This window comes from Neorhizobium petrolearium (assembly GCF_017873175.1).
Lineage (GTDB): Bacteria > Pseudomonadota > Alphaproteobacteria > Rhizobiales > Rhizobiaceae > Neorhizobium > Neorhizobium petrolearium.
Genome location: NZ_JAGGJW010000033.1, coordinates 1 through 22,065, shown reverse-complemented (window position 1 = coordinate 22,065; position 22,065 = coordinate 1). Strand labels below are relative to the sequence as shown.

Genomic DNA, 22,065 nt, shown 5'->3' with positions numbered 1-22,065 from the left:
TAGGGCCACCCTCATTACACGCCTGCGTCTGGACGCCAGTCTGTTCGCCCCGCCAGATCCGCGACACGAACACACGCTCGGGCGGCCCGCACTAAGAGCCTGACTCGAAAAGAGCTCAATAGACATAATACCTTGCGAGCCTCCGGGTGAGAATGCGGATGTGGGCGATGAGCATCCAGGTTTCAGCGGAGGCGATTGATTTCTCCCAGTCTTTGGTCAGTCGCCTGCATCTACCAAGCCAGGCGAATGTGCGCTCCACGACCCAGCGACGCGGCAGCACTTCGAAGCCCTTTGCCTTGTCTGTTCGCTTGACGATCTGGAGCGTGAACTTCGCGACCTTCTGCAATGCTGCCCGCAGTTTCGGACCGGCATAACCGCCGTCAGCAAAGATGTGCCTGAGCCACGGCCAGCGTCTGAGGATGGTTTTAAGGACTGCAGCCGCACCGTCGCGGTCTTGAATGTCTGCGCCGTGAACGACGAGCCCCACCATCAAGCCGAGCGTGTCGACGACAATATGACGCTTGCGACCTTTGGTCTTCTTGCCCGCGTCATAGCCCGCAATCCCGCCACTTTCGGTCGTTTTGACGCTCTGACTGTCGATCACGCCCGCCGTTGGCGAGGCTTCCTTTCCCTCCAGCTCGCGCGTCTCCATAACGAGATGATGGTTGATCCGCAGCCACAAGCCAGTCGCCCGCCACTCGTAGAAGTAACCCTGCACGGTTGAATAGGGTGGAAAATCCTTCGGCAGCATCCGCCATTGGCATCCGGTCGATGCGATGTAAAGCAGTGCGTTCAAAACTTCACGCAATTCCGTCTTGCGCGGTCGACCGAGCCTGCGTGGCGTCGGCATAAAGGGAGCGATCAGCAGCCATTCCCTGTCCGTCAGATCACTTGCATAACGCACCGTCCGTCGGCCATATTGGCGGCGGGTGAAATCAGTCCAGCCCATTGCGGTCTCCATCGAATCCTAAGCAAATCCGAAGGAATCACAACTGGCTGATTTCACTCAACTTCTCTATTCGGCGTGTTCAGGTCAAGCGCTTCGAGCCTTTCCATGTGCCCGGCATCGACGTCTTTCGCAGGTCCTTGCTTCTCTACGGGATCGGCGCTTTGCCCTCCCAGCATAGGATCAGGAGAATGAGGCAGTCCTATCTTTTTTAGCGTCCTGACCGACATCGAGTCATCGAGTGCGGTCGGCACGGAGTTGAGTACGAACTTACCTCATCCATCGTCCTGCGAAGGACGCTTGTCCGCCGGGGCGGAACTTTCTGTCTCTCTCCTTCCTGGCCGTCCGGATCAGATGGTCGGGGCCGTAGCTTCCCGCGTCCAGCGGAACCCAGCGCCATCCAGCCACATGCGATGCATGATGACTGCAAGGCGACGCGCAAGTGCGACAATGGCTTTGCGCATCCCGCGCCGCTTCGCGACGTTCATTGCCCAGGCTCTCAACCATGACCATTTCGTCACGCGCGTCAGCAGCGTCTGTGCGGCCTCATAGAGCAGCGTTCTCATCATGCCGTCCCCACACAGGGAGATGCGGCCCACACGCTTGCTTTCACCGGACTCGTTGAGCTTCGGCGTCAGCCCGAGGATGGGACCCACTGCCTTGGAGCTTCTGAAACGCTGCGGAATGTCGATGGTTGCGGTATAGGCCAGCGCCGTGACGGCACCGACACCGGGGATCGTCATCAAGCGCTTGCAGGTCGCATCCTCCTCGGCGGACGCCAGCACCTTCTTGTGCAGACGAGCAAATTCGGCGCGCAGCTTGTTCCGGGCAGAAAGCAGTGGCCCGATGAGGTCTTCCAGGTCGGGCATGCCTTCGACGAGCTCTCGAATGCGCTCGTCGAACTTCACCGTTCCCACAACACCAACCTTGAGGCCGAAGTTGCGCAGAAGGCCGCGGATGTCATTCTCGATGGCTATCGCCTTGCCTTGCAGGAGCTTGCGGGCCGTCAAGAGCGCCCGCCGCTTCTGGCTCGTCAGCGTTTTCACATGCACCGGACGATACAGGTTGACCCGCATCATCTGCGCGATTCCACGCGCGTCGTTACGATCAGTCTTGTTCGGCTGGGCCTTCAGGAACGCCTTCACATGGCGCGTCTCGATGCAGATGACCGGCAATCCTGCGCTTGCAAGCCCCTCGAAAAGCCACTGCGACAAGGGCCCAGCCTCGAGCCCGACCCGTTCGATGTTCCAGCTCGGATCCTTCACGACCGCGAGCAAATCGTCGGGGTGGCTGTGAACCTTCACCTCCCGGCAGATTTTGCCCGTTTCGTCGACAATGCAAACGGCGGTCTCTTTCACCGAGACATCGAGGCCGATAAAGTGCTTCATGCTGCGCTTCCTTTCCTGATGCTTGTGGCTGTCGCGACAGACCACGTTCTATCATCAGCTCGAAGCGCAGCACCTTCCCGCATCACCGTCCGAGGTGGGGCGCAAGCCGAATATCCTATCTTTTTCGGTCAGGCTCTAAAAGGCATGCCTCTACCCAAGTTGAAGGCGGTACTCAACAACCCCGAGACCGTGTGGCAACGCATCGTCGCCTCAAGCTGGTATGGCAGACAAACCGATAAACACCTCGATATCACGACAGGCACTGGCTTGTGGTATCGGCGGGGAACCCCGCCAAGGCCAATTCGCTGGGTCCTAGTTCGAGACCCGACGGGCCGCCGCGAACCCCAGGCGTTCATGAGCACCAATACCGACCTCGAGCGAGATCATCGCCTACTTCGTGCGACGCTGGCAGATCGAAGTGACGTTCGCCGAAACACGCGCCCATCTTGGTGTGGAGACCCAGCGCCAGTGGAATGGAAACGCCATCATCCGCACGACACCTTCACTCTTGGCATTGTACAGTCTCGTGACAGTCTGGGCCGGTGACAGCCTGAGCCGAAGCACGCCCCCTCACGCGGCGGCATGGTATAAAAAAACCGATCTGACATTCACTGATGCGATCGGTGCTGTGCGTCTCGTTTTGTGGAGCGACGATCTTTATCGACACTCACCGTCAAACCCGGAAATGCACAAAATACCTCCCGGACGTCTTATACGAATGGCACAGGCCCTTTGCTTCGCCGCATAATGTACAAAGTCAAGCTCATAGCGACGGTGTCATGGCCGCAGGTCCCTATCCCACCGATCGAGCCGCCCAAGCTCGCACGCAAGTGACAGCCAAATCGGGCGTGATTTTCCTATTTACAAACATATCGTCTGTATATACACTATTGTTGGCAAGCTGGGTTATGACTTAGTTTGTTGTTGTCCCTCTCTCACGATGATCCACCGCCGTTGAGAGGTGGGGGATAAGTTTGATCTCCTGCTAACGGGCATGTGCCGGGGCGTACCGCGATCTCCAGTCGGCGTACGCCCCGGCTTTTCGTTCCACGAAAAGCTCTGCCTCTGCGCTTCGCCGTCAATTTGCTCAAACGCCTGATCTTGGTGTCTCGATGCGCAGCCATATAACATGGCCAATGGGTCCAGCGACGCCAGTGAATTAGCTTAAACGTGGGTAAACGACGAGGGGTCGCAACCCGTGTTCATTCTCGAAAACACTCCTTCGCTTCCTCTACCCGCACTCCCCACAAGCCATCATGCGATGGCAAATCATCACGCCCCCCGGGGGGCTGCCACTGCGTCGGGTTGTTGCCATTATCCCACACTGCTTCTGGAACAAGTTGATCCGAGCCATCGGTTCGCTCTGGGGCAATTTACAAACGTTCCGTCGGTATGTAATCAAATTATCGAGATCACATTCTCGCAGCACCGAGGAGGTCTCTCAATATCAGAATTACCCTTACTAACAGGAGTTCAAAAATGAACATCAAGAGCCTTCTGATCGGCTCCGCTGCTGCTCTTGGGGCAGTTACTGGCGCTCATGCGGCTGACGCCATCGTTGCTGCGGAACCGGAACCAATCGAATATGTGCGTGTTTGCGATGCCTTCGGTACTGGATATTTCTACATTCCGGGTACTGAAACTTGCCTCAAGATCGGCGGCTACATTCGCTTTCAGGTTGATATCGGCGATAGCACCAACCGCTACAACGAGGGCGACTGGGACGCTTGGACTCGTGGCCGCCTGGAAGTCGTCGCAAAGAACGATACCGAACTTGGCACGCTAACCAGCTTTATCGCCATTCATGGTGAATCTTCTCGCGATAACTCGGGGGAAACGCCGGACGATTTCTACTTTGATGACGTCTACATTGAGCTCGGCGGCTTCAAGGTCGGTACTTATCTGAACTGGTGGGATAAGGGTATCAACGGCGAGACTGATGTTAACGCTGGTGGTGCCGATACGCGATTTACCTCTGTTGCTTACACCTACACTGGCGATGCTTTCTCCGTCGGCCTCCAGGTTGATGAACTGAGTCGTACGATCCACAACGGCATCAATGGTGCCGATGGACAAGGCGTCGGTATCGAAGCCCTTGCAATTGCCAAATTCGGCGGGGTTTCCGTCGATCTTCTTGGCAGCTACGATGTGGAGGTCGAAGAAGGTGCTATTCGCCTTCTTGCCAGCGCTCCGATTGGCCCGGGCACGCTTCAGGCTTTCGTAATCTATGCTTCAGACGTTTCGGCCTATTACGGCGGCAGGGCAGCTTCAAGCCTTTCGGGCGAATGGCACGTCGCTGCTTCCTACGCCATCAAGGCTTCTGAAAAGCTTGCCATCACGCCTGGTTTCAACTATGTCTGGGACGAATTCGACGCGAATGGCGGCGAGGACTGGAAGGCTGGCGTGACCTTGGATTATGCAATCGCGAGTGGCCTGGCATTCAAGGGCACTGTGAACTACCAGGATGAGCCGGACGCTTGGACTGGATTTGTCCGCCTGCAGCGCAACTTTTGATCCTGGGGCACCACAATTTAGCCCGCAGTTCACTGCTGCGGGCTGATACTGCCGACGTCGCTCGAAGGTTCTTATGCCGCTTTTACCGATAGACGGGGCTTTCAATTGTCCTTTTTAGATGCGGTTTCACCCCAGTATGCCTTGGTTTCAGGGTGATATCGGCCCGGCTGTTAGTACCCCAAGCCTCTATTGCGTCGGCCGTGAAGTATCCGGAAGCAATTGATATTTCGCGTATATTGGACGTTGCCAAATAATCGACAGCGCAAGATATGGCATGATTTCGCTCTGTTTTCTTGCTATTTCAGATTTCGGTTTTCTCAATCATCGAAGCGTGATTGACTTCCGATATCGCGATGGATCGGATCTGGTAGATGTCCAAGCCTGTTGAACGACGCGAGACGGGAGAAGGTGATCTGTTCCGATCCCGCCTCGACCAGATCATCGATCTGAAGCACGAACTGGTGCAGTTGGCGCAGACCATCGACTGGTCGTTTCTGGAAGAACGGTTTGGTGAGGTTTATCCGGATGTGCTTGGCATGCCGCCCTTGCCGACCCGGCTGATGGCGGGTCTGGCGATCCTCAAGCATACGTTCAGCCTGTCGGATGAGGCTGTCTGTGCTCGCTACCTCGACAGCCCGTATTTCCAGTATTTCTGCGGCGAGACGTTCTTCCAGCACACATTGCCCTTCGACCGTTCGTCGCTGACACGCTGGCGCCAACGCATGGGTGAGGAGCGGATAAAGGCTTTGCTGCAGGAAAGCCTGTCGGTGGCGGTCAAGACCGGCGCAATGAAGCCGTCGGACACGCGGCAGGTGATCGTCGACACGACCGTCCAGCCCAAGAACGTGATGTTTCCGACCGATGCCAAGCTCATTCACCGGGCACGGGAGCGGCTCGTGCGGCTGGCTCGGAAGGTGGGCTCGAGCTACGCCAAAGCTATGTGCGGCTGGGCAAGTTCGCGCTGATCCAGCACCAGCGGTACGCCCACGCAAAACAGTTCAAGCGGGCTGGCAAGGCGCTGCGCAAGCTGAAGACCTATCTGGGGCGAACCATCCGCGACATCGAGCGTCAGATCGCCGGCGACGAGCAACTCAAGGCGATCTTCATCTGGCCGCTCTATCAGGCAAGAACCGTCCTGGAGCAGAAACAGCGTCAGCGCGGCCGCAAGATCTACAGCCTTCATGCCGACGAGGTGGAATGCATCGGCAATGGAAAGGCCCATCGCCCTTATGAATTTGGCGTCAAGGTCTCGGTGGCCACGACGCTGAACCGCGCCAAAGGCGGTCAGTTCGCCCTGCATGCCATGGCGCTGCCCGGTAACCCTTACGATGGGCACACCCTCGAGACCATCATCCCCGACATGGAAGAGACCATTGGCAACCAGCTCTCCCGCATCCTGACCGATGCCGGATATCGCGGCCACAATGCGCCCGAGAGTCACAAGCTCAGGGTGTTCACCAGTGGCCAGAAGCGCCGCGTGACGCCGGCCATCAAACGACAGATGCGACGACGGTCAGCCGTCGAGCCCGTCATCGGGCATCTCAAGAACGAACACCGAATGGATCGCAATTATCTCGCCGGACAGCAGGGCGATGCGATCAACGCCGTGCTGGCTGCCGTCGGATACAATTTCTCGCTCCTGCTCAGATGGTTCAGAGACTTTTGGTGCCTTCTCGCCGCCTTGCTCCTGTCGTCTCTGCCACGATCCCCGCACAGGTTTCCGCATCACACGCCTCCTGAAGATCTCAACGTAAAAACTGTGGCCAAAGTAGCGCCAGTCTAGTGAATAGCCCGAAGCTGTTCAGACAAACCGAGCCAGTTCAAATAGCCGTTTGGCTGAAAGAGGCCTCGCTACGGATGCAAACGGGCACCGGAATTCGAGTTCGGTTTTTGATCGGATCAATCCGCTTGCGCCGTCCGGGCGAGAGCCGCCCCACCTTGCGCGAGATCCACGCTGGCGACCACTGACATGCCAGGCACGAGTTTGGCGGTGAGAGGCTGCTTTGGCTCTATGGCGATGCGAACCGGAATCCGCTGTGCGACCTTTGTGAAGTTACCCGTGGCGTTGTCGGCCTTAATGACGGAGAATTCTGACCCAGTGGCTGGCGCGAAACGCTCGATCCGGCCGTTAAACGTCTTTTCGCCAAGGGCATCAACGGTGAAAGTCACCTCCTGTCCAGGCTGCATGCCGGCGAGTTGGGTCTCCTTGAAATTGGCGACCACCCAGACATGGTTGGGCACGATCGAACCGATCTGCGTGCCGAGCGCGACATACTGGCCGATGCGGCCCGTCACCTCGCCCAGCGTACCGTCCCGCGGCGCTGTTATGCGGGTATTAGCTAGGTCAATCTCGGCGAGCTTCACCGCGGCCTCGGCACTTTGCACGTTGGCTTCCAGCGAGCGGCGGCTAACCACGATCATGTCTAAATCCTGCTCCGCGACCAGTTCCGCGGCTTCAGCCTGATGGACGGCAGCCTGAGCTTGGTTGAAGGCGGCGCGGTTTTTCTCCGCCTCGCTCTTGCTGGCGATATTCTTTTTAAAAAGGCCCTCGGTGCGCTCGTAGGTCGTCCTGGCCACCTCGAGAGCGGCATTGGCACTCTCCACTGCCGCCTTGGCGGACTGGATTTTGGCTTCCGCAGATTTGCGGCTCTGCTCGGAATTGGCAAGGGAAGCCTCCGCGACGGCGAGCGCTGCCTTCGCCTGTTCCAGCTTTTGTGCGTAGATGCGGTCATCAATCTTGGCGATCAGATCGCCCTTCTTGATTTGCTGGTAGTCCTGCACCGGCACCTCGACGAGATAGCCTGTAAGCTGTGGGCTGAGGATTGTCACTTGGCCGCGAACATAGGCGTCGTTGGTCACTTCTACCGCGCCGTGGAAGGGCGGCAGGTTCCAGGCATAAAGTACGACGAACACTCCGGCGAAACCGACGAGAATGGCCACATAAGTGGCGATGGAGCGGAAGAGATTGGACATGGTGTCTTTCTATAATTCCCTTTGTCTTTCTGATTCTGCTCAAGCGTCAAGCGGTTTGCATCGGATATATATTCGGGAAAAGGCGTTGGCGGTTGCGCCACCCTACGTGCAGAAGAAGGATTGCCAAGGCAGCAAGCGAAAGCCAGGACGTAAACAGAAAGGAGTCGTTATAGGCAAGGGCGTAAGCTTGCTGTTGTACCTGTTTGGCGAAGAGCGAGGTGGCTTGGGCAGTCTGCTGGTTCGGGTCGGTCAGCACCTTCCCATAAGCCCCGCCAAGCTGTTTCAGACGAGCCGCGACAAGAGGATCGGTAGATGTGAGCCGCGAGACCAGCCGAAAGGAATGAAATTGTTCGCGCCACTGGACGAAAGTGCCATAGAGGGCGCTGCCCAGATAACCACCGATCTTCTGCGTGGCGAGAAAGACGACGATGAAGGAGAGCATATAGCTGGGGCCACGCTTCAGGGCCGCGCCAAGGCCCATTGTCAGCGCCGGGGGCAGGAAGAGGCCGCCCGCGAAGCTCACCATGAACTGACTAAAATACATCTGTTCCGGCCGGGTCAGAACAGTTGACTGGCTATCCATGTAGCTGCCGATGGCAACGAGGAGCAGAGAGATAGCATGGATCGTGGACTCGCGGCCGGGCTTCATGACTACGGCACAGACCACGCCGGAGACGATCGCGCCCGCAAGAATGACCCAGTAGAGACCGGCCAATTGCTCGTTCAGCATTCCGGCATTGCGTAAGAAGTTGACAGCACCGCTCGTCTGTTCCGATAGAACCAGGCGAGACACCATCAAAGCACCGGCTAAATGCAAGATTTCGCGCGAGGTAAGCCAGCGAATATCGATCAGATGATTCTTCCGGTTGAGCTCGATCATTGCGTGGACAGCCGCCGCTGCGATCCCTCCGATGAAAATCCAGGCGAGCCAGACGGCTTCGGTCCACCAGTAGAGCCTGCCGACAGTGAGAGCCACGGCGAAGCAGCCGAGTGCAATTGCGAGGAAGATATAGCTGACGATGTCGAGACTGCTGATCACTTTGGCTCTCGGTGGGGAACCGAGCGGCAAAAGATAGACGAGACCGAGCGAGATCATCGCGAGACCTATCTCAATGAGATAAAGAGCATGATAGTCCCCAATGTCCATCAGCGACGGTGAAATGAGGCCGGTGACGGGTGTCGGAATAGCGAGGGCTGTCAGCGCGATGCAGAGCCCGATATTCATTTTTTTCGCCGGCGGCATGCTCTCCAGAATATAAAGGAAGCCAAGCGAGGTCATGGGTGCAGCGGCAACGCCCGCGAAGAAGCGCAGCACCAAGGCGCTCTCATAGCTATCCACCCAGAAATGCGCGAGACAGACGAGCACATAGGCAACTATCGCCACTTCCGCGAATTTCCTTAGCCCATACTGGGCACGCACCTTGAACAGAAGGAGCGTCAGGCTGGCGTTCGGAAATAAATACGCCGCCATCAGCCAGGTGGCTTCGACTTGCGTTAGCCCCATTGGCCCGGCGATCTGCTGCAGATTGATGGAGATGAAGCTCATGCCGAGCCCCTGGGTGAGTGCAACCATTGTGCCGGCCAAGACATAGGCGATCATCATCGCCGGTGATTTGGGCACGAAAGCGGCGGGCGCAGCCGGTGCCGGAGCCGCTGATTCTTGCGCCGACGGCGTTTCCTGCTGATGCGCGGCTTCGGTCAGCTTCGCATGTCTATCGAAGGCTGGCCGTATGACTGTCGCGTCTTCCTCTCTTATTGCGGCCTCACGCGGGGACATGGATATCGCTCATCTCCGCAACGTTGGCCGCTATCCGTTCCAGGAGCGCAATACCGTTCTGCAGTTCCTTTGGGTCGACATTGGCGAAGATCTGCATGCGCAGGTCCTCCCCAACAGATCTCACGAGTGCGGCCTGCTCCTCACCAAGGGGCGTGAGAACGATGAGATTGATGCGACGGTCCTTTCCATCAGGGCGGCGTTCAACGAGGCCGGTTTCCTCCATGCGATCAAGGATGCGGACGATGGTCGCCTGTTCAAGCTCGAGATCGCAGGCGAGTTCGCTCTGGGTCATGTTCTGCTTTGCGAGGCGGAACAGTGTACGGGCCCGCGGATAAGTTAGCCCATGTGCCGCGACTCTCTGATTGAAGGCCGTGCGGATCTTGCGGCTCGCCTTGGTGAGCGATTCCAGGAACTCTGATGTGATCGGGTCGTGATTCATTGTGAGCTTATCATTAGTGAGCTTACTATGTGATACTTAGCACGACGATTGTCTCATTTCAAGGGGCCGGTTCCTGTTGGGGGCGAGCTGACAGTGCGTCGGGAGACCGGCAAAGAGTAGATGGTGGGGCTGTTGAAGGATTGAACGAAGCCGCTTCTAAGGTAAGACCGTATGTCCTTCTTCGGTAAGCGCACAATTCGCGGCACCTGTTCATTGAAAATCGAATGAAGGAGTCTGTGTCCACAACGGAGACTGTGGACATGGGATAATCGCGGGAGCGCGTCGCCGGTGTAGCGCTGTTATCAAGCTTGAGGTGACTGTTCCGTAAGCGGTCAGCCGATGGCGTGGGACTTGAAGTTCCAGGGCATGAGCGCCTCGATTTCAGATACGGGCCAGCCTTGAGCGATGCGGTTCAAGGTCTGGGAGAGCCAGTCAAGCGGATCGACGTTGTTCATCTTGGCTGTCTGCAAGAGGGTGGCGACCGTCGCCCAAGTGCGTCCACCACCCTCGCTGCCGGCGAATAGACTGTTCTTTCTCGTAATTGTTTGGGGCCTGATCGCGCGCTCGACGATATTGGAGTCAATTTCGATCCGGCCGTCCGTCAGGAAGCGCTCCAGTGCTTCGCGCCGGGTGAGCGCGTAGCGGATCGCTTCGGCGGTCTTGGACTTGCCAGAGACCTTGCCCAGTTCCTTTTCCCAAAGATCAAAGAGGCCGGAGACGATGGTTACAGATTTTTCCTGACGCAGCATGGAACGGCTGTCGGCATCCCGACCGCGGACCTCATCCTCAATGCGCCACAGCTCGATCATCGCGATGATCGTGTCCGTTGCAGCCTTTGAGACACCACTGATGTGGAGGTCGTAAAACTTGCGGCGTAGATGCGCCCAGCATCCTGCGAGCCGGATCGTTTCATTGCTGCCGGCCTTGGCACGCGTCTTGGCGAGATTGGTATAGGCCGAGTAGCCGTCTACCTGCAGGATGCCGCCAAATCCGGCGAGATGACGCGCCACGCAATCAGCGCCCCTGCTGTCCTCAAACCGATAGGCCACCATCGGCGGGCTAGTTCCGCCATAGGGTCTATCATCGCGAGCATAAGCCCAAAGCCAGGCCTTCGTCGTTTTCCCCGAACCGGGCGCAAGAGTGGGCAAGGTCGTTTCGTCGGCGAAGACCCTTTCGCCCTCCTTGACGCGCTCAAGGATGTAGTCGGCGCATATCTGCAGTTCGAAGCCCATATGCCCCATCCATTGGGCCATCAGTGATCGGCTGATCTCGACACCGTCGCGTAGATAGATTGCCTCCTGCCGGTAGAGCGGAAGGCCGTCGGCGTATTTGGAGACGGCGATATAGGCGAGTAGCCGCTCCGTCGGCAGGCCACTTTCGATGATGTGTGCCGGTGCCAAAGCCTGGAGCACGCCATCGTTGCCCCGGAAGGCATATTTGGGGCGACGCGTCACGATGACCCGGAACTTCGGCGGCACGACATCCAGTCGTTCCGAGCGATCCTCCCCGATCAGGACCTTTTCCAGCCCCTCGCAGCCGGCCGGGATCTCCGGCTCGATCACTTCCTCGATGCGTTCGAGATGAGCGGCAAAACCCTTGCGCGGACGTGGTGCTCGTTTCGGCTTGTCTTTGGCCGCATGATCAAGCTCGCTCTGGATTGCCGAAAGGCCGGTCTCGACTTCCTCGAAGGCAAAGGACACCTGTTCGTCGTTGACGCCAAGCCGCAATCGCTCGGAACGGGTGCCATGTTGGGTGCGCTGCAGAACCTTCAGGATCGATGTGAGGTTGGCAATCCGCTCGTTGGCACTCTTCTCCACCGCCTCCAGCCGCGCGATCTACGCGGCTTGCGTCGTCTTCGCACGGGCTCCGCGGTCAAAATCTCAAAGGTTCGAGGGTGATTCACACTGTCGCTCATAGAATTCTCCGCATGACTCATGCAGAAAATCGCCGATCAGCAGTACGAAAGATACGTGGGGTGGTCTACGTGCTTACACTGTTCCCCGATAGGGTGAAGAAACGGGCTCACGGTTTTGGATCGGGCCCAGCAGCCTAGAGGAACAGTCGAGATGGAATATATTGGACTTGATGTGTCGATGAAAGAGACGGCGATCTCAATTCGGCGAGAAGGTCAGCGGATTTGGCGCGGCAAGGTGGATTCGGATCCTAAGTTGATTGCCGAGGTCATCCGTAAGCGCGCACGGCAGGTGCAGCGGGTTGTCTTTGAGACTGGTCCATTGTCGATCTGGTTCTGGCACGCGCTGCAGGCGGAAGGACTGCCAGCGATCTGTATTGATGCACGCCATGCGGCTAAAGCGCTCGATATGGCGCCCAACAAGACCGATCTTAATGACGCCGACGGCTTGGCGCAGCTTGCCGAGATTGGTTACTTCAAAGAAGTGCGGGTGAAAGGCTTCGACAACCGGCCTGACCGTCCGCTGCCAACTTGATGAGAACCTCTATCCCGCCGGCATCAAAGTCTCCGACCAGGAAATGGCTGCATTGAACATCCTGCGCAACAACTTCCACGGCGAATGGAACTACTCAATCCGCCCGCGAGTACCAAAATCAGAGCCGTAATTTATCGACGCTGCCTAAGGTCATCCGAAAAGGGTCTCGCCATCCTGGCCGGCCTCCTGCACCGGCCTGAATGGTGAATCTGATTTGCTCACAAAAGGGAATCTGGAGGGTTCTGTGAGGTCCGGGCGCTGGGCATGCGGCATTCACTGATCGGACCTCATTGAAGCCGGATTGAGCGAAGGCGCGGGTTGTTTGGCACTATGGGGATTTCGCCGAAGCGGTGGATGGCGTTTGGCAGGATCGAGCCCTGCCGGAACGCGTGGACAGGCCTGGAAGGAGATTGTTGGCGGTCATTGCGGTGTCGTTGACTGGTCTGTCGGTTGGATTGCATCGACCGAAGCCTTGGTGCTGTTGCGTCTCATATCGCGCCGGCACGTTTGGCCAAAGCAACACCCTTGCGGTCCTTCGACATGCCGACGCTGATCGTTGCAATGATGCTGCGGCTGATATGATCATGAACTGTCGTTCCGTGCTGGCCGGCATACCGGCTGGAGCGGGGTCCACGCGCCGATGATCGTCATGGTTCCACCACAACAAGGGCAGCGGTGCGCCAGCGGTGGTGGCTTTGCATCCGGCTCTTCGACCGGCTGCTCCGGCGTCGGGACGTTGAGCAGGCTGCGGCACAAGTCCAGCTTCAGTGTAAGCGCGCAAAAGACCGCACCTTTTCATTGATGCCGTGGTGATCGAGTCTGTGTCCATAGCGGGACTATGGACACAGTGGACACGATGGCATCGAGTGAGGTTGGAATTTCGGGGCGGCTTAGGGTGGTCAGGATTCTGAGCAACGGGAAGCGGCGGTATGATCCGGTTGATAAGGATCGCTTGATCGATGCTGCGCTTGAACCGGGTGCGTCGATAGCAGGGCTTGCATTGGCGCACGGGATCAACGCCAATCAGTTGCAGAACTGGATCAGGCTTCGTCAGCGGCGGCAGGGTTCCGAAAAAGCGTCTGCGGTGGTGGCGAGCGTTGCAGCGTCAGCCTTCGTTGAGGTGGTTGAGGCGACGGCTGTTATATGCCCGCCGGAGCCGCCCTCTTTGCCCTCTCAGCAGAAATTGGCCCGTATACGCTTGACGGCATTGCTTCCGAACGGCGTGCGGCTTGAGCTTGAAGGTGCTGATATGCAGGCTCTGTCAGCGATGATCCCAGCGTTGGGAGCATTGTGATGTTCCGGCTGGCCGACAATCTGCGTGTCTATCTTCACCGGGACCCTATCGACTTTCGTGCCGGGATCAACGGCCTGGCGATTTTGGTCGAGCAGAATATGGGCCACAATCCGTTCGAGCGTGCGGTGTTCGCCTTCTGCAATCGCCGCCGCACTCGGATGAAGCTTTTATTCTTCGACCGCTCGGGCTTTGTACTCGTATTGAAAGCTCTGTCGGAAGACAGGTTCCGCTGGCCCCGTCGGGAGGAAAAGGTGCTGGCGCTCGACGCCGAGCAATTGCACTGGCTTCTCGATGGCATCGATCTCGATGCCATGATCCGCCACCCGGTTCGGCAATATGAATATGTCGGGTGAATTCGGTATGCGGGCCAGTTGACGCAGGGAAGCGGTTCAGATTCAAAAATGCGATGAATCCAACCGGCATTCCTGACGTTGCGGAATTGATGGCGCAAATCGCCGCGCTTCAGGCGGCCAACCGTCAGCTCGCCGAGCGCGTCGTCAAGCTTGAGGAAGAACTGGCGCTCGCCCGCTTGCATCGGTTTGCACCGCGTAGCGAAAAGCATGTGGATCGCATCTTCAACGAAGCTGAGCAGAGCACCGTTGATGGAAACGACGAGGACCGCGATCTCGATGACGAGGCGGATAGCGTCGATCTTCCAGACACGGGATTGCCGCAGGCCGAACAGCCGGAACGCAGGAAATCGGGCCGCAAGCCACTGCCTGCGAACCTGCCGCGCCAGCGCGTCGACTATGATCTTGTCGACGATCAGAAAGCCTGCCCGTGCTGTAGCCATCAGATGCATCGCATGGGCGAGTTGGTGACCGAGCAGCTTCATATCGAGATCAAGGCCACGATTTTGCAGAATGCGCGGGCCAAGTATGCGTGTCGCCACTGCGACCGCACCGGGATCAAGACGCCAGTTGTGATCGCGCCGATGCCGAAGCAGCCCTTGCCCGGCAGCATCGCCACGGCCTCGACGCTGGCCTTCGCGCTCGTCCATAAATATGTCGATGGCACACCGCTCTACCGTCTGGCGCAGGCCTTCGAGCGTGCGGGCGTTCCCGTCAGCCGTGGCGCTCTCGGCCATTGGGTCATCGGGTCCAGCGAGAACCATCTCGTTCGCATCTATGACGCGCTGAAACTGCGGCTGCGGTCCCAGCCTCTCATCCATGGTGACGAGACCACGGTGCAAGTCTTGAAGGAAAAGGACAGGAAAGCGACCGACGAGTCCTACATGTGGGCCTATCGAAGCGGCCAGGACAGTGATGAGCCAATTGTGTTGTTCGACTATCAGCCCGGTCGCGGGCAAGTGCATCCGCAGACCTTCCTTGGCGACTATCACGGTATCCTCATGACCGACGGCTATCAGGCTTGGCGGACATTGAAGAAGGCCACGCAGATCGGATGCATGGCCCATGCCCGGCGGCGCTTTGTCAATGCTCTTAAGGCCAGGGAAAAGCCAGGAGGGCCACCGGCGCAGGCCCTCAAGTTCTTCGACCAGCTTTACCGGATTGAACGGCAGGCACGGGACGAAAAGCCGGATGATGGCGAAACGCAGCCTGACCACATGCGCCGCTTTCGCCAGAAACACAGCATCCCGGTCCTGGCCGCTCTCAAAGCATGGCTCGACGACATCGCGCCGAAGGTCGTACCCGACACCAAACTTGGCGATGCCGTCTCCTATACGCTCAACCAATGGGAATATCTGACGCGCTACACCGACGATGGCCGAATGCCGATAGACAACAATTTACTGGAACGCGACATCAGAGTTTTTGCAACTGGCAGAAAGAGTTGGCTCTTCTCAGACACCGTAGACGGGGCCAAGGCCAGCGCCGTCATCTATAGTCTCATGCTGACATGTCGCGCCTGCGGTGTCGAGCCGTTCGCCTGGCTCAAGCACGTCCTCACCGAACTGCCGCAGCGGCCGGACGAGGCCGACATCGACGACCTCATGCCATTCAACTTCAAAACACAGGCTGCCTGATCCGCAGTCCCTTCACCTCCATTGACGACCACGCGCGCCGAAATGAGCGCTTACGCTTCAGTTGCCGATGGCCGTTGGCAAGCAGACCATAATGACGAATGCGGTGAAAGCCGTCCGGAACCGTGTGAAGCAGGAAACGACGGATGAACTCGTGCGCATCGAGCGTCATCAGCTTCTGTTTGCCGCCCGTTCGATAACCCTTCCATCGGAATGTGACGCGATCGCCATCGATGCTGACGAGGCGGGAGTTGGAGATGGCAATGCGATGGGTGTAGCGGCCGAGATAGGCCAGCACCTGTTCGGGTCCGGCAAAGGGCGGCTTGGCATAGACGATCCAGTCGACACGCCGCGCTTCTTTGACAGTGCGATTGAATGCGGCCGGACTGGCCAGGCCGGCAATATCGCCGAAGAACTGAAGCTGGCCTCTGTCGTAAGTCTGTTTGAGCTCGTCGAGAAACAGCCGCCGGAACAGGCGTGACAGAACCCGTACGGGCATGAAGAAGCTTGCCCGGCAAGCAACCCAGCGGGACTGGTCGAATGACAAACCGCCGCCCGGCACGATGCAGTGGATATGCGGATGATAGTGGAGGTTCTGCCCCCAGGAATGCAGCACCGCGATGAAGCCAATCTCGGCACCCAGATGTCTGGGATCGGCAGCAAGCTTGCGTAGCGTCTCGGCGACGGCGCGAAACAGGATCGTGTAAACGGCATTCTTATTCTGGAAGGCGATTGCGGCGACCTGCTGCGGCAACGTGAAGACGACATGGAAATAGCCGACCGGCAGAAGATCGGCCTGTCTGGCTGCAAGCCAGTCACGGCTCGCCTGTCCCTGGCACTTCGGGCAATGCCGGTTGCGGCAGGAATTATAGGCGATGCGGAGCGTAGCGCAGTCCTGGCATTGCTGGACATGCCCGCCCAACCGAGCGGTCCGGCACCTCTCAACCGCGCTCATCACCCTGCGTTCGACACGCCCGAGATGAACGTCGTGGGTTTGACGATATCCTTCCCCGTGGCGGCGAAAAATGTCCGCCACCTCCAGCCCCGCCGCCATGGCGAAACTTGCTCAGCCTGGCGGCACCACCTCCAGCGTCAGCCGGTCGAGCGGGCTGGTCGTGCTGCGGATCAGGGTGTTGGAAACCTTCGTGTAGCGCGCCGTGGTCGACAGATTGTTGTGGCCGAGCAGAACCTGGATGATGCGGATGTCGGTTCCGCTCTCCAGAAGATGGGTGGCAAAGCTGTGCCGCAGCGTATGCACCGTCACCCGTTTGTCGATGCCGGCCGCGGCGCACGCCGAACGGCAGGCAGAATACAGAACCTGGACATCGATGGGCTTGGTCTCGTCCCGGCCCGGAAACAGCCAGACCTCGGGTCTCGCCAGCCGCCAATAGACCCGCAGGATCGCGAGCAACTGCGCTGACAGCATGACGTTGCGATCCTTTCCGCCCTTGCCATGCTCGACACGGATGATGCCGCGCTCGCCATCAATGTCGCGGACCTTGAGATGGACAGCTTCCGAGGCGCGCAGCCCCGCCGCATAAGCTGTCGTCAGTGCGGTGCGGGTTCTCAGGCTCGGAACCGCTTCCAGAAACCGCACGATCTCGTCGCCGTTTAGGATCGTCGGCAGCTTGGCGGGTGTCCGGGCATAGGCAATGCGTTCCGGTATCTCGGCATGACCGAGCGTGACGCCAAAGAAGAACCGCAGGGCACAAACTGTCTGGTTCAAGGCCGGCCACGATAGGCCCGAGGAGACCAGATGCACCTGAAACGCGCGCACGTCTTCCAGTCCAAGACGGTCTGGCGAACACCCGAAATAGCGCGAGAACTTCGCCACCGCATGCAAATACGATCGTTGCGTCGCTGGCGAAAGATTGCGGATCGTCATGTCATCGATCATGCGCCGGCGCAGCGGGCTTATCGTATGCGCCGTCTACGCCCCATTGATTTTTCAGTTTCAGCTACTCGGTAGTGCTGCCTGAGGGCCGGATGTGAGCTCACCGGATAGAGCGGGATGATTTTAGATCCGTTCATATCCGGCCTCGTTGAAATAGTTCTGGCATTCTTTTGGAGAAACGGTTTGGAGGATTGTTGCGAGCGCGTCATGGATGGCGTTGCGGCTTCTGGCCTGCGCCTCGCGTAGCCGGTGTTTGATCTTGGCGAAGAGCTTTTCGATCGGATTGAGATCGGGGGAGTATTGCGGCAGGAAGAACAGCCGCGCGCCGGCCTTGCGGATGGCGGTGCGGATCGCCGCGGCCTTGTGCGAGCCGAGATTGTCCATCACGACGATGTCGCCGGGCGTGAGCTCCGGCACCAGCACCTTTTCGACATAGACGAGGAAGCTCGTCGCGTTGATCGGCCGGTCGATGACCCAGGGCGCGCTGACGCGATCAACGCGCAGGGCGGCAATGAACGTCATGGTGTTCCAGTGGCCGAAGGGAGCCTGGCCGAACAGCCGTTCGCCGCGCGGCGCCCAGCCTCGCAGCGGCGCCATGTTCGTCTTCGTCCAGGTCTCGTCGATGAAGACGAGGCGGGCCGGATCGATGCGATGGCGATGCTTCAGCCAGCGGCTGCGTCGGGCGGCGACATCGGGCCGGTCGCGCTCGCTGGCGACCAACGTCTTTTTTTATAACTCAGCCCTTCCTCATGCACGCAGATCCAGACGGAGCGGTAGTCGACCTTCAGGCCCCGCTCCGCCAATTCCGCGACCAGCCCGCGCAAGGTGAATGCCTGCGCGCGGCAGCGCTCGATTAGCCAGGCCCGATGCTCACCGGCGATCGCTCGCGGCTTGTGCCCGCCCATCTGGCCGGCGGCGGCGCTGCCCGTCTCACGGAAGCGCCGTACCCAATCGATCGCCGTGCTGATGCCGATGCCGAAGCGCTTCGCCGCCGCCCGACAGGACAGCCCATCGCGCGTCACTGCACCAACAACACGGTCCCTAAGGTCATCCGAAAAGGGTCTCGCCATCCTGGCCGGCCTCCTGCACCGGCCTGAATGGTGAATCTGATTTGCTCACAAAAGGGAATCTGGAGGGTTCTGTGAGGTCCGGGCGCTGGGCATGCGGCATTCACTGATCGGACCTCATTGAAGCCGGATTGAGCGAAGGCGCGGGTTGTTTGGCACTATGGGGATTTCGCCGAAGCGGTGGATGGCGTTTGGCAGGATCGAGCCCTGCCGGAACGCGTGGACAGGCCTGGAAGGAGATTGTTGGCGGTCATTGCGGTGTCGTTGACTGGTCTGTCGGTTGGATTGCATCGACCGAAGCCTTGGTGCTGTTGCGTCTCATATCGCGCCGGCACGTTTGGCCAAAGCAACACCCTTGCGGTCCTTCGACATGCCGACGCTGATCGTTGCAATGATGCTGCGGCTGGTCGACCCAACGGTTGAACAGGGACGAACAGAGCATTCTTGCCGAAGCAGCCCACGTTCTCCGTTTCGCCGATCCGGAGGGCGAGACCAAGACGCCGATCAAGCCCGAACAGTTGCTTGTTCCCCGCCGTCATGACGATCGCGCCGACGATCTCTGGACCGTTTGGAATGTGGTGCAGGAAAACGCCATCAAGGGCGGCATTCGCGGTGTCGGCCGCGATGATCTTGGCCGTACCCGCCGCGTAAAATCCCGCGCCGTCAACGGGATCGATCAGGACATCAGGCTGAACAAGGCGCTATGGCTGCTCGGCGAACGCATGGCCGCCCTGAAATCCTGACCCGGACCTTAGGAGCGCCGTCAGCACAGGCGGCGCTCTCCCCCCATCACCACGATATCGGAGGGTATATCATGAAGCTCGCGTATCCCATCGAAATCTCCAATTTGCGGGAGATCATCGGGCATGTTCGTCCTATGGCGTTGGCCAATGCAATTCACGCCCGCGTCCCCTCGTCATGGGGCGGCGCATTTTTCATCACCTTGCTAAATCTGTCGCGATGCTGTCCGCGACTTAGTGAAATCGCTGTCCCGGACTTTCCGAAATCGGTGTCCGCGACTTACTGAAATCCGTGTCCCGTACTTTGTGAAACCCGCCCTCAAGGGCAATCAAAGCGCGCTGCGCGACGATGTCAGCCTGTTCGTGACCGAGCAGAAAGCCAAGCAATACGCCGATACCGCGATCAGTCGACATGAGACCGTGGATGGCGATCATGGTCGGATCGAAACCAGGACCACCACCGTCCTGCATGATGTCGCCTGGCTTCAGCAACGCCACAAATGGCCCGCCCTGAAATCCGTCGTCATCATCGACAGCATACGCGAAATCGGCAGCAAGACCGAGCGGGAGACCCGCTTATACATCAGCTCGTTGAAGCTGCCCGCCGACAAGCTCGGACCGATCGTTCGCAGTCATTGGGCAATCGAGAACAGCCTGCACTGGGTGCTGGACATGGTCTTCCGCGACGACGAATGCCGCGTCCGAACCGAAAACGCCCCGGCCAACTTCACCACCATCAAACATATCGCAACCAATCTGCTGCGATTGCCGACCACCAGAGATTCACTCCGCTCAAGGCGAAAAATCGCCGCCTGGGACGACGACTTCCTCGCAAGCCTCATTGCTCGATGAGCCGTTCACCCGATTCCCCTGGCCCATCAGTAGGACGGTCATGCATAAGACGGGCTAAAGCGTTAAGCCAGTAACTCAACCTCACACGTCGATCTCAGATAAAAAATGCGTTCGCCGGACGCTCACGCCGTCTGGGGGGCATCCACATGCGGTAATCGCGGGGCGATGCCCCTCCAGTAGTTGGGAACCCGCAGTCCTCACAACACTTGTCAATTCTGTTGCAACTAAACGGAAGACCGTTTACATGACGAGGCTAATCATCAGCATCCATTCTCTAGCGAAACAGAAGGTTTTCATAAGGGCGGTTTTGATTCAGCTGCAAATGAGCGCTCATCGGTCTTCTCCGGTCAGAGTGATGGCGCCAGTTGTGCCAATAAGGGTCTATACGTTACGTTCCAACACTACGTCCGGCGACAAACTTTGCATTGCCGACAAGGTGACCGACAGCCTTGACATGCTGCACCCGCTGATAAGCCGTCGTGCCGGAAGGTCAGATTGCCTTCAGGTCAAGGTATACCTACGGGATTGAACAGCGTAGGCGCTTGTACGGAGGTCTGGTAGCTTAATAGAGAGGGAGATACATGTGAGGCGAACCAAAGAACAGGCCGCCCAAACTGCCGAGCAAATCCTACTGGCCGCGGAAAACCTATTTTTGGAGCAAGGATACGACGATGTCTCTCTCGAAGAAATCGCTGCCTCTGCTAACGTTACACGCGGGGCCGTACACTGGCACTTCAAGAACAAACAGGGCTTGCTACGTAGTATGCGGAGGAAGGCGCTAGAGCCCTACCGGAAACTCGTTGATGATCTCTCTGAAAATACCAGAGTCGCGTCGATGGACACCCTCTGCACCCTCATTTCGGACATGTTTCGGCGAATCCAAGCGGAACCTCGATATCAAGGGCTATTTTGTGCGATGGCCCGGCTCGATCTTACCATGGCCGCAAAGAATGAAGCCGATGGCCGTACGTTTCGGGAAGAGAAATACGCCCTTCTAGTTCGTATCTTCGAGCTCATTGAACAGGAGTCAGGGTTACCCGATCCATGGACACCTAACAAAGTTGCATCGGCATTCAATGCCAGTGTCAGCGGCCTGATGTTAGAGTGGGCGCTTGGACGAGGTACGATTCGGCTTGTTCCGGATGGAATAGTGTTTGTCAAAGCACTTTTGGGGCTCTGGGTAAACAGAGGTTCGCCCATCAGCTCGTCGCAATAGTCGACCGTGAAGAACACGTTTTCATTGTAGCGGGGAGGATTGTCCGTGGTGATAGTGCCTTGATGACCGCGCGTCGGATGGCTGGCAGTGTTGGCTTATGCGGCAGGCGGTAGTGCAACCTACACCGAGTCAAGCGGACAGGGCGCTTTCGTATTTTGATCGGGGCAGTCGAGAGGAAAGGAGGTTGCAATGCCAATGTTGGCAGACGCTCACACCGGCCGCGATCGGGTGGCAACCATCGCCGCCCTTCATCGCGGGCACGACAGCGCCGACAAGGCGGAAGAACTCCACCATATCGCCTGCGCCTTGGCGGACATGGTGGGTTTGATAGAGTTGAGAACCGAACTGGTCGCTTCAGATTGGAGATAGCATGAGCCGTCATACGATCACCCTTTGCCGAGGCGAAGAACGGGATGACGAAGCCACGATCGGTTTCGATCGTAAGCGGTCAGCCGATGGCGTGGGACTTGAAGTTCCAGGGCATGAGCGCCTCGATTTCAGATACGGGCCAGCCTTGAGCGATGCGGTTCAAGG

General features: G+C 58.3%; 14 protein-coding genes and 7 pseudogenes. 11 read left to right on the top strand and 10 right to left on the bottom strand.

Going from position 1 to position 22,065, the window contains the following annotated elements; genetic code table 11:
* Nucleotides 1-115 precede the first annotated feature (115 nt).
* A complete protein-coding gene (locus J2046_RS32745) occupies nt 116-949 on the bottom strand; it encodes an IS5 family transposase (RefSeq protein ID WP_210058921.1) in 834 nt (277 codons plus the stop codon).
* A gap of 347 nt (nt 950-1,296) precedes the next feature.
* Nucleotides 1,297-2,334 carry an IS110 family RNA-guided transposase gene (locus tag J2046_RS32740; protein ID WP_210058920.1) on the bottom strand — a complete coding sequence of 346 codons (1,038 nt, stop codon included), beginning with the start codon at nt 2,332-2,334 and terminating at the stop codon, nt 1,297-1,299.
* A 1,479-nt stretch (nt 2,335-3,813) separates the two neighbouring features.
* Here J2046_RS32740 and J2046_RS32735 point away from each other — a divergent pair.
* Both J2046_RS32735 and J2046_RS32730 read left to right on the top strand, forming a co-directional pair.
* Nucleotides 3,814-4,848, top strand: coding sequence for a porin (locus J2046_RS32735; protein ID WP_210058919.1), 1,035 nt, complete (start codon nt 3,814-3,816; stop codon nt 4,846-4,848).
* Nucleotides 4,849-5,219: 371 nt separating this feature from the next.
* Nucleotides 5,220-6,631, top strand: a pseudogene (locus J2046_RS32730) (IS5 family transposase).
* Nucleotides 6,632-6,747: 116 nt separating this feature from the next.
* Here the strand turns inward: J2046_RS32730 and J2046_RS32725 are convergent.
* The 4 genes and pseudogenes from J2046_RS32725 to tnpC (J2046_RS32710) all read right to left on the bottom strand — a co-directional run.
* Nucleotides 6,748-7,821, bottom strand: coding sequence for an HlyD family secretion protein (locus tag J2046_RS32725; protein WP_210058918.1), 1,074 nt, complete (start codon nt 7,819-7,821; stop codon nt 6,748-6,750).
* Nucleotides 7,822-7,867: 46 nt separating this feature from the next.
* Complete coding sequence (locus tag J2046_RS32720; RefSeq protein ID WP_210058917.1) at nt 7,868-9,598, bottom strand: efflux MFS transporter permease; 1,731 nt, start codon at nt 9,596-9,598, stop codon at nt 7,868-7,870.
* Nucleotides 9,585-10,037, bottom strand: a complete 453-nt coding sequence (locus tag J2046_RS32715; protein WP_210058915.1) for a MarR family winged helix-turn-helix transcriptional regulator — start codon at nt 10,035-10,037, stop codon at nt 9,585-9,587. The genes J2046_RS32720 and J2046_RS32715 overlap by 14 nt, the downstream gene beginning before the upstream one ends.
* 332 nt (nt 10,038-10,369) lie before the next feature.
* Nucleotides 10,370-11,872, bottom strand: a pseudogene (gene tnpC / locus J2046_RS32710) (IS66 family transposase); the annotation flags it as partial.
* Between the two features lie 231 nt (nt 11,873-12,103).
* Here tnpC (J2046_RS32710) and J2046_RS32705 point away from each other — a divergent pair.
* Together J2046_RS32705 and J2046_RS32700 are read left to right on the top strand one after the other, a co-directional pair.
* Nucleotides 12,104-12,457 (top strand): annotated as a pseudogene (locus tag J2046_RS32705) (IS110 family transposase); the annotation flags it as partial.
* Nucleotides 12,447-12,614: pseudogene (locus J2046_RS32700) on the top strand (ISAzo13-like element transposase-related protein); the annotation flags it as partial. The pseudogenes J2046_RS32705 and J2046_RS32700, both read left to right, overlap by 11 nt.
* 452 nt (nt 12,615-13,066) lie before the next feature.
* Here J2046_RS32700 and J2046_RS34480 read toward each other — a convergent pair.
* Nucleotides 13,067-13,252, bottom strand: a pseudogene (locus J2046_RS34480) (IS91 family transposase); the annotation flags it as partial.
* 127 nt (nt 13,253-13,379) lie between these two features.
* Between J2046_RS34480 and tnpA the strand changes: the two are divergent.
* The 3 genes from tnpA to tnpC (J2046_RS32685) are packed head-to-tail and all read left to right on the top strand — an operon-like array spanning nt 13,380 to nt 15,765.
* The gene (tnpA, locus tag J2046_RS32695) at nt 13,380-13,778 is read left to right on the top strand and encodes an IS66-like element accessory protein TnpA (RefSeq protein ID WP_325169817.1); all 399 of its coding nucleotides are present in this window, start codon (nt 13,380-13,382) and stop codon (nt 13,776-13,778) included.
* Nucleotides 13,778-14,131 carry an IS66 family insertion sequence element accessory protein TnpB gene (gene tnpB / locus J2046_RS32690; RefSeq protein ID WP_210058911.1) on the top strand — a complete coding sequence of 118 codons (354 nt, stop codon included), beginning with the start codon at nt 13,778-13,780 and terminating at the stop codon, nt 14,129-14,131. The genes tnpA and tnpB overlap by 1 nt, the downstream gene beginning before the upstream one ends.
* Nucleotides 14,132-14,184: 53 nt before the next feature.
* The gene (gene tnpC, locus J2046_RS32685; protein ID WP_210058910.1) at nt 14,185-15,765 is read left to right on the top strand and encodes an IS66 family transposase; all 1,581 of its coding nucleotides are present in this window, start codon (nt 14,185-14,187) and stop codon (nt 15,763-15,765) included.
* 55 nt (nt 15,766-15,820) lie between these two features.
* Here tnpC (J2046_RS32685) and J2046_RS32680 read toward each other — a convergent pair.
* The 3 genes and pseudogenes from J2046_RS32680 to J2046_RS32670 all read right to left on the bottom strand — a co-directional run.
* Nucleotides 15,821-16,816: pseudogene (locus tag J2046_RS32680) on the bottom strand (IS91 family transposase); the annotation flags it as partial.
* A 12-nt stretch (nt 16,817-16,828) separates the two neighbouring features.
* The gene (locus J2046_RS32675; RefSeq protein ID WP_210058908.1) at nt 16,829-17,659 is read right to left on the bottom strand and encodes a tyrosine-type recombinase/integrase; all 831 of its coding nucleotides are present in this window, start codon (nt 17,657-17,659) and stop codon (nt 16,829-16,831) included.
* A 120-nt stretch (nt 17,660-17,779) separates the two neighbouring features.
* Nucleotides 17,780-18,726 (bottom strand): IS630 family transposase gene (locus tag J2046_RS32670; protein WP_407720929.1). Its coding sequence is split into 2 segments (ribosomal slippage): nt 17,780-18,385 and nt 18,388-18,726, totalling 945 coding nucleotides; the frame shifts between segments, so codons are not numbered across the junction.
* 413 nt (nt 18,727-19,139) lie between these two features.
* On the opposite strand from J2046_RS32670, the pseudogene J2046_RS32665 reads away from it, so the two are divergent.
* The 4 genes and pseudogenes from J2046_RS32665 to J2046_RS32650 form a co-directional block, all read left to right on the top strand.
* A pseudogene (locus J2046_RS32665) lies at nt 19,140-19,466 on the top strand (DUF932 domain-containing protein); the annotation flags it as partial.
* A gap of 234 nt (nt 19,467-19,700) precedes the next feature.
* Nucleotides 19,701-20,315 (top strand): ISAs1 family transposase, encoded by a 615-nt coding sequence (locus J2046_RS32660; RefSeq protein WP_210058904.1) that lies wholly within the window; start codon nt 19,701-19,703, stop codon nt 20,313-20,315.
* A 583-nt stretch (nt 20,316-20,898) separates the two neighbouring features.
* Nucleotides 20,899-21,531: a TetR/AcrR family transcriptional regulator gene (locus J2046_RS32655; RefSeq protein ID WP_210058902.1), complete on the top strand. Its 633-nt coding sequence runs from the start codon at nt 20,899-20,901 to the stop codon at nt 21,529-21,531.
* Between the two features lie 189 nt (nt 21,532-21,720).
* The gene (locus J2046_RS32650; protein ID WP_210058900.1) at nt 21,721-21,900 is read left to right on the top strand and encodes a hypothetical protein; all 180 of its coding nucleotides are present in this window, start codon (nt 21,721-21,723) and stop codon (nt 21,898-21,900) included.
* The last annotated feature ends 165 nt before the right edge of the window (nt 21,901-22,065 follow it).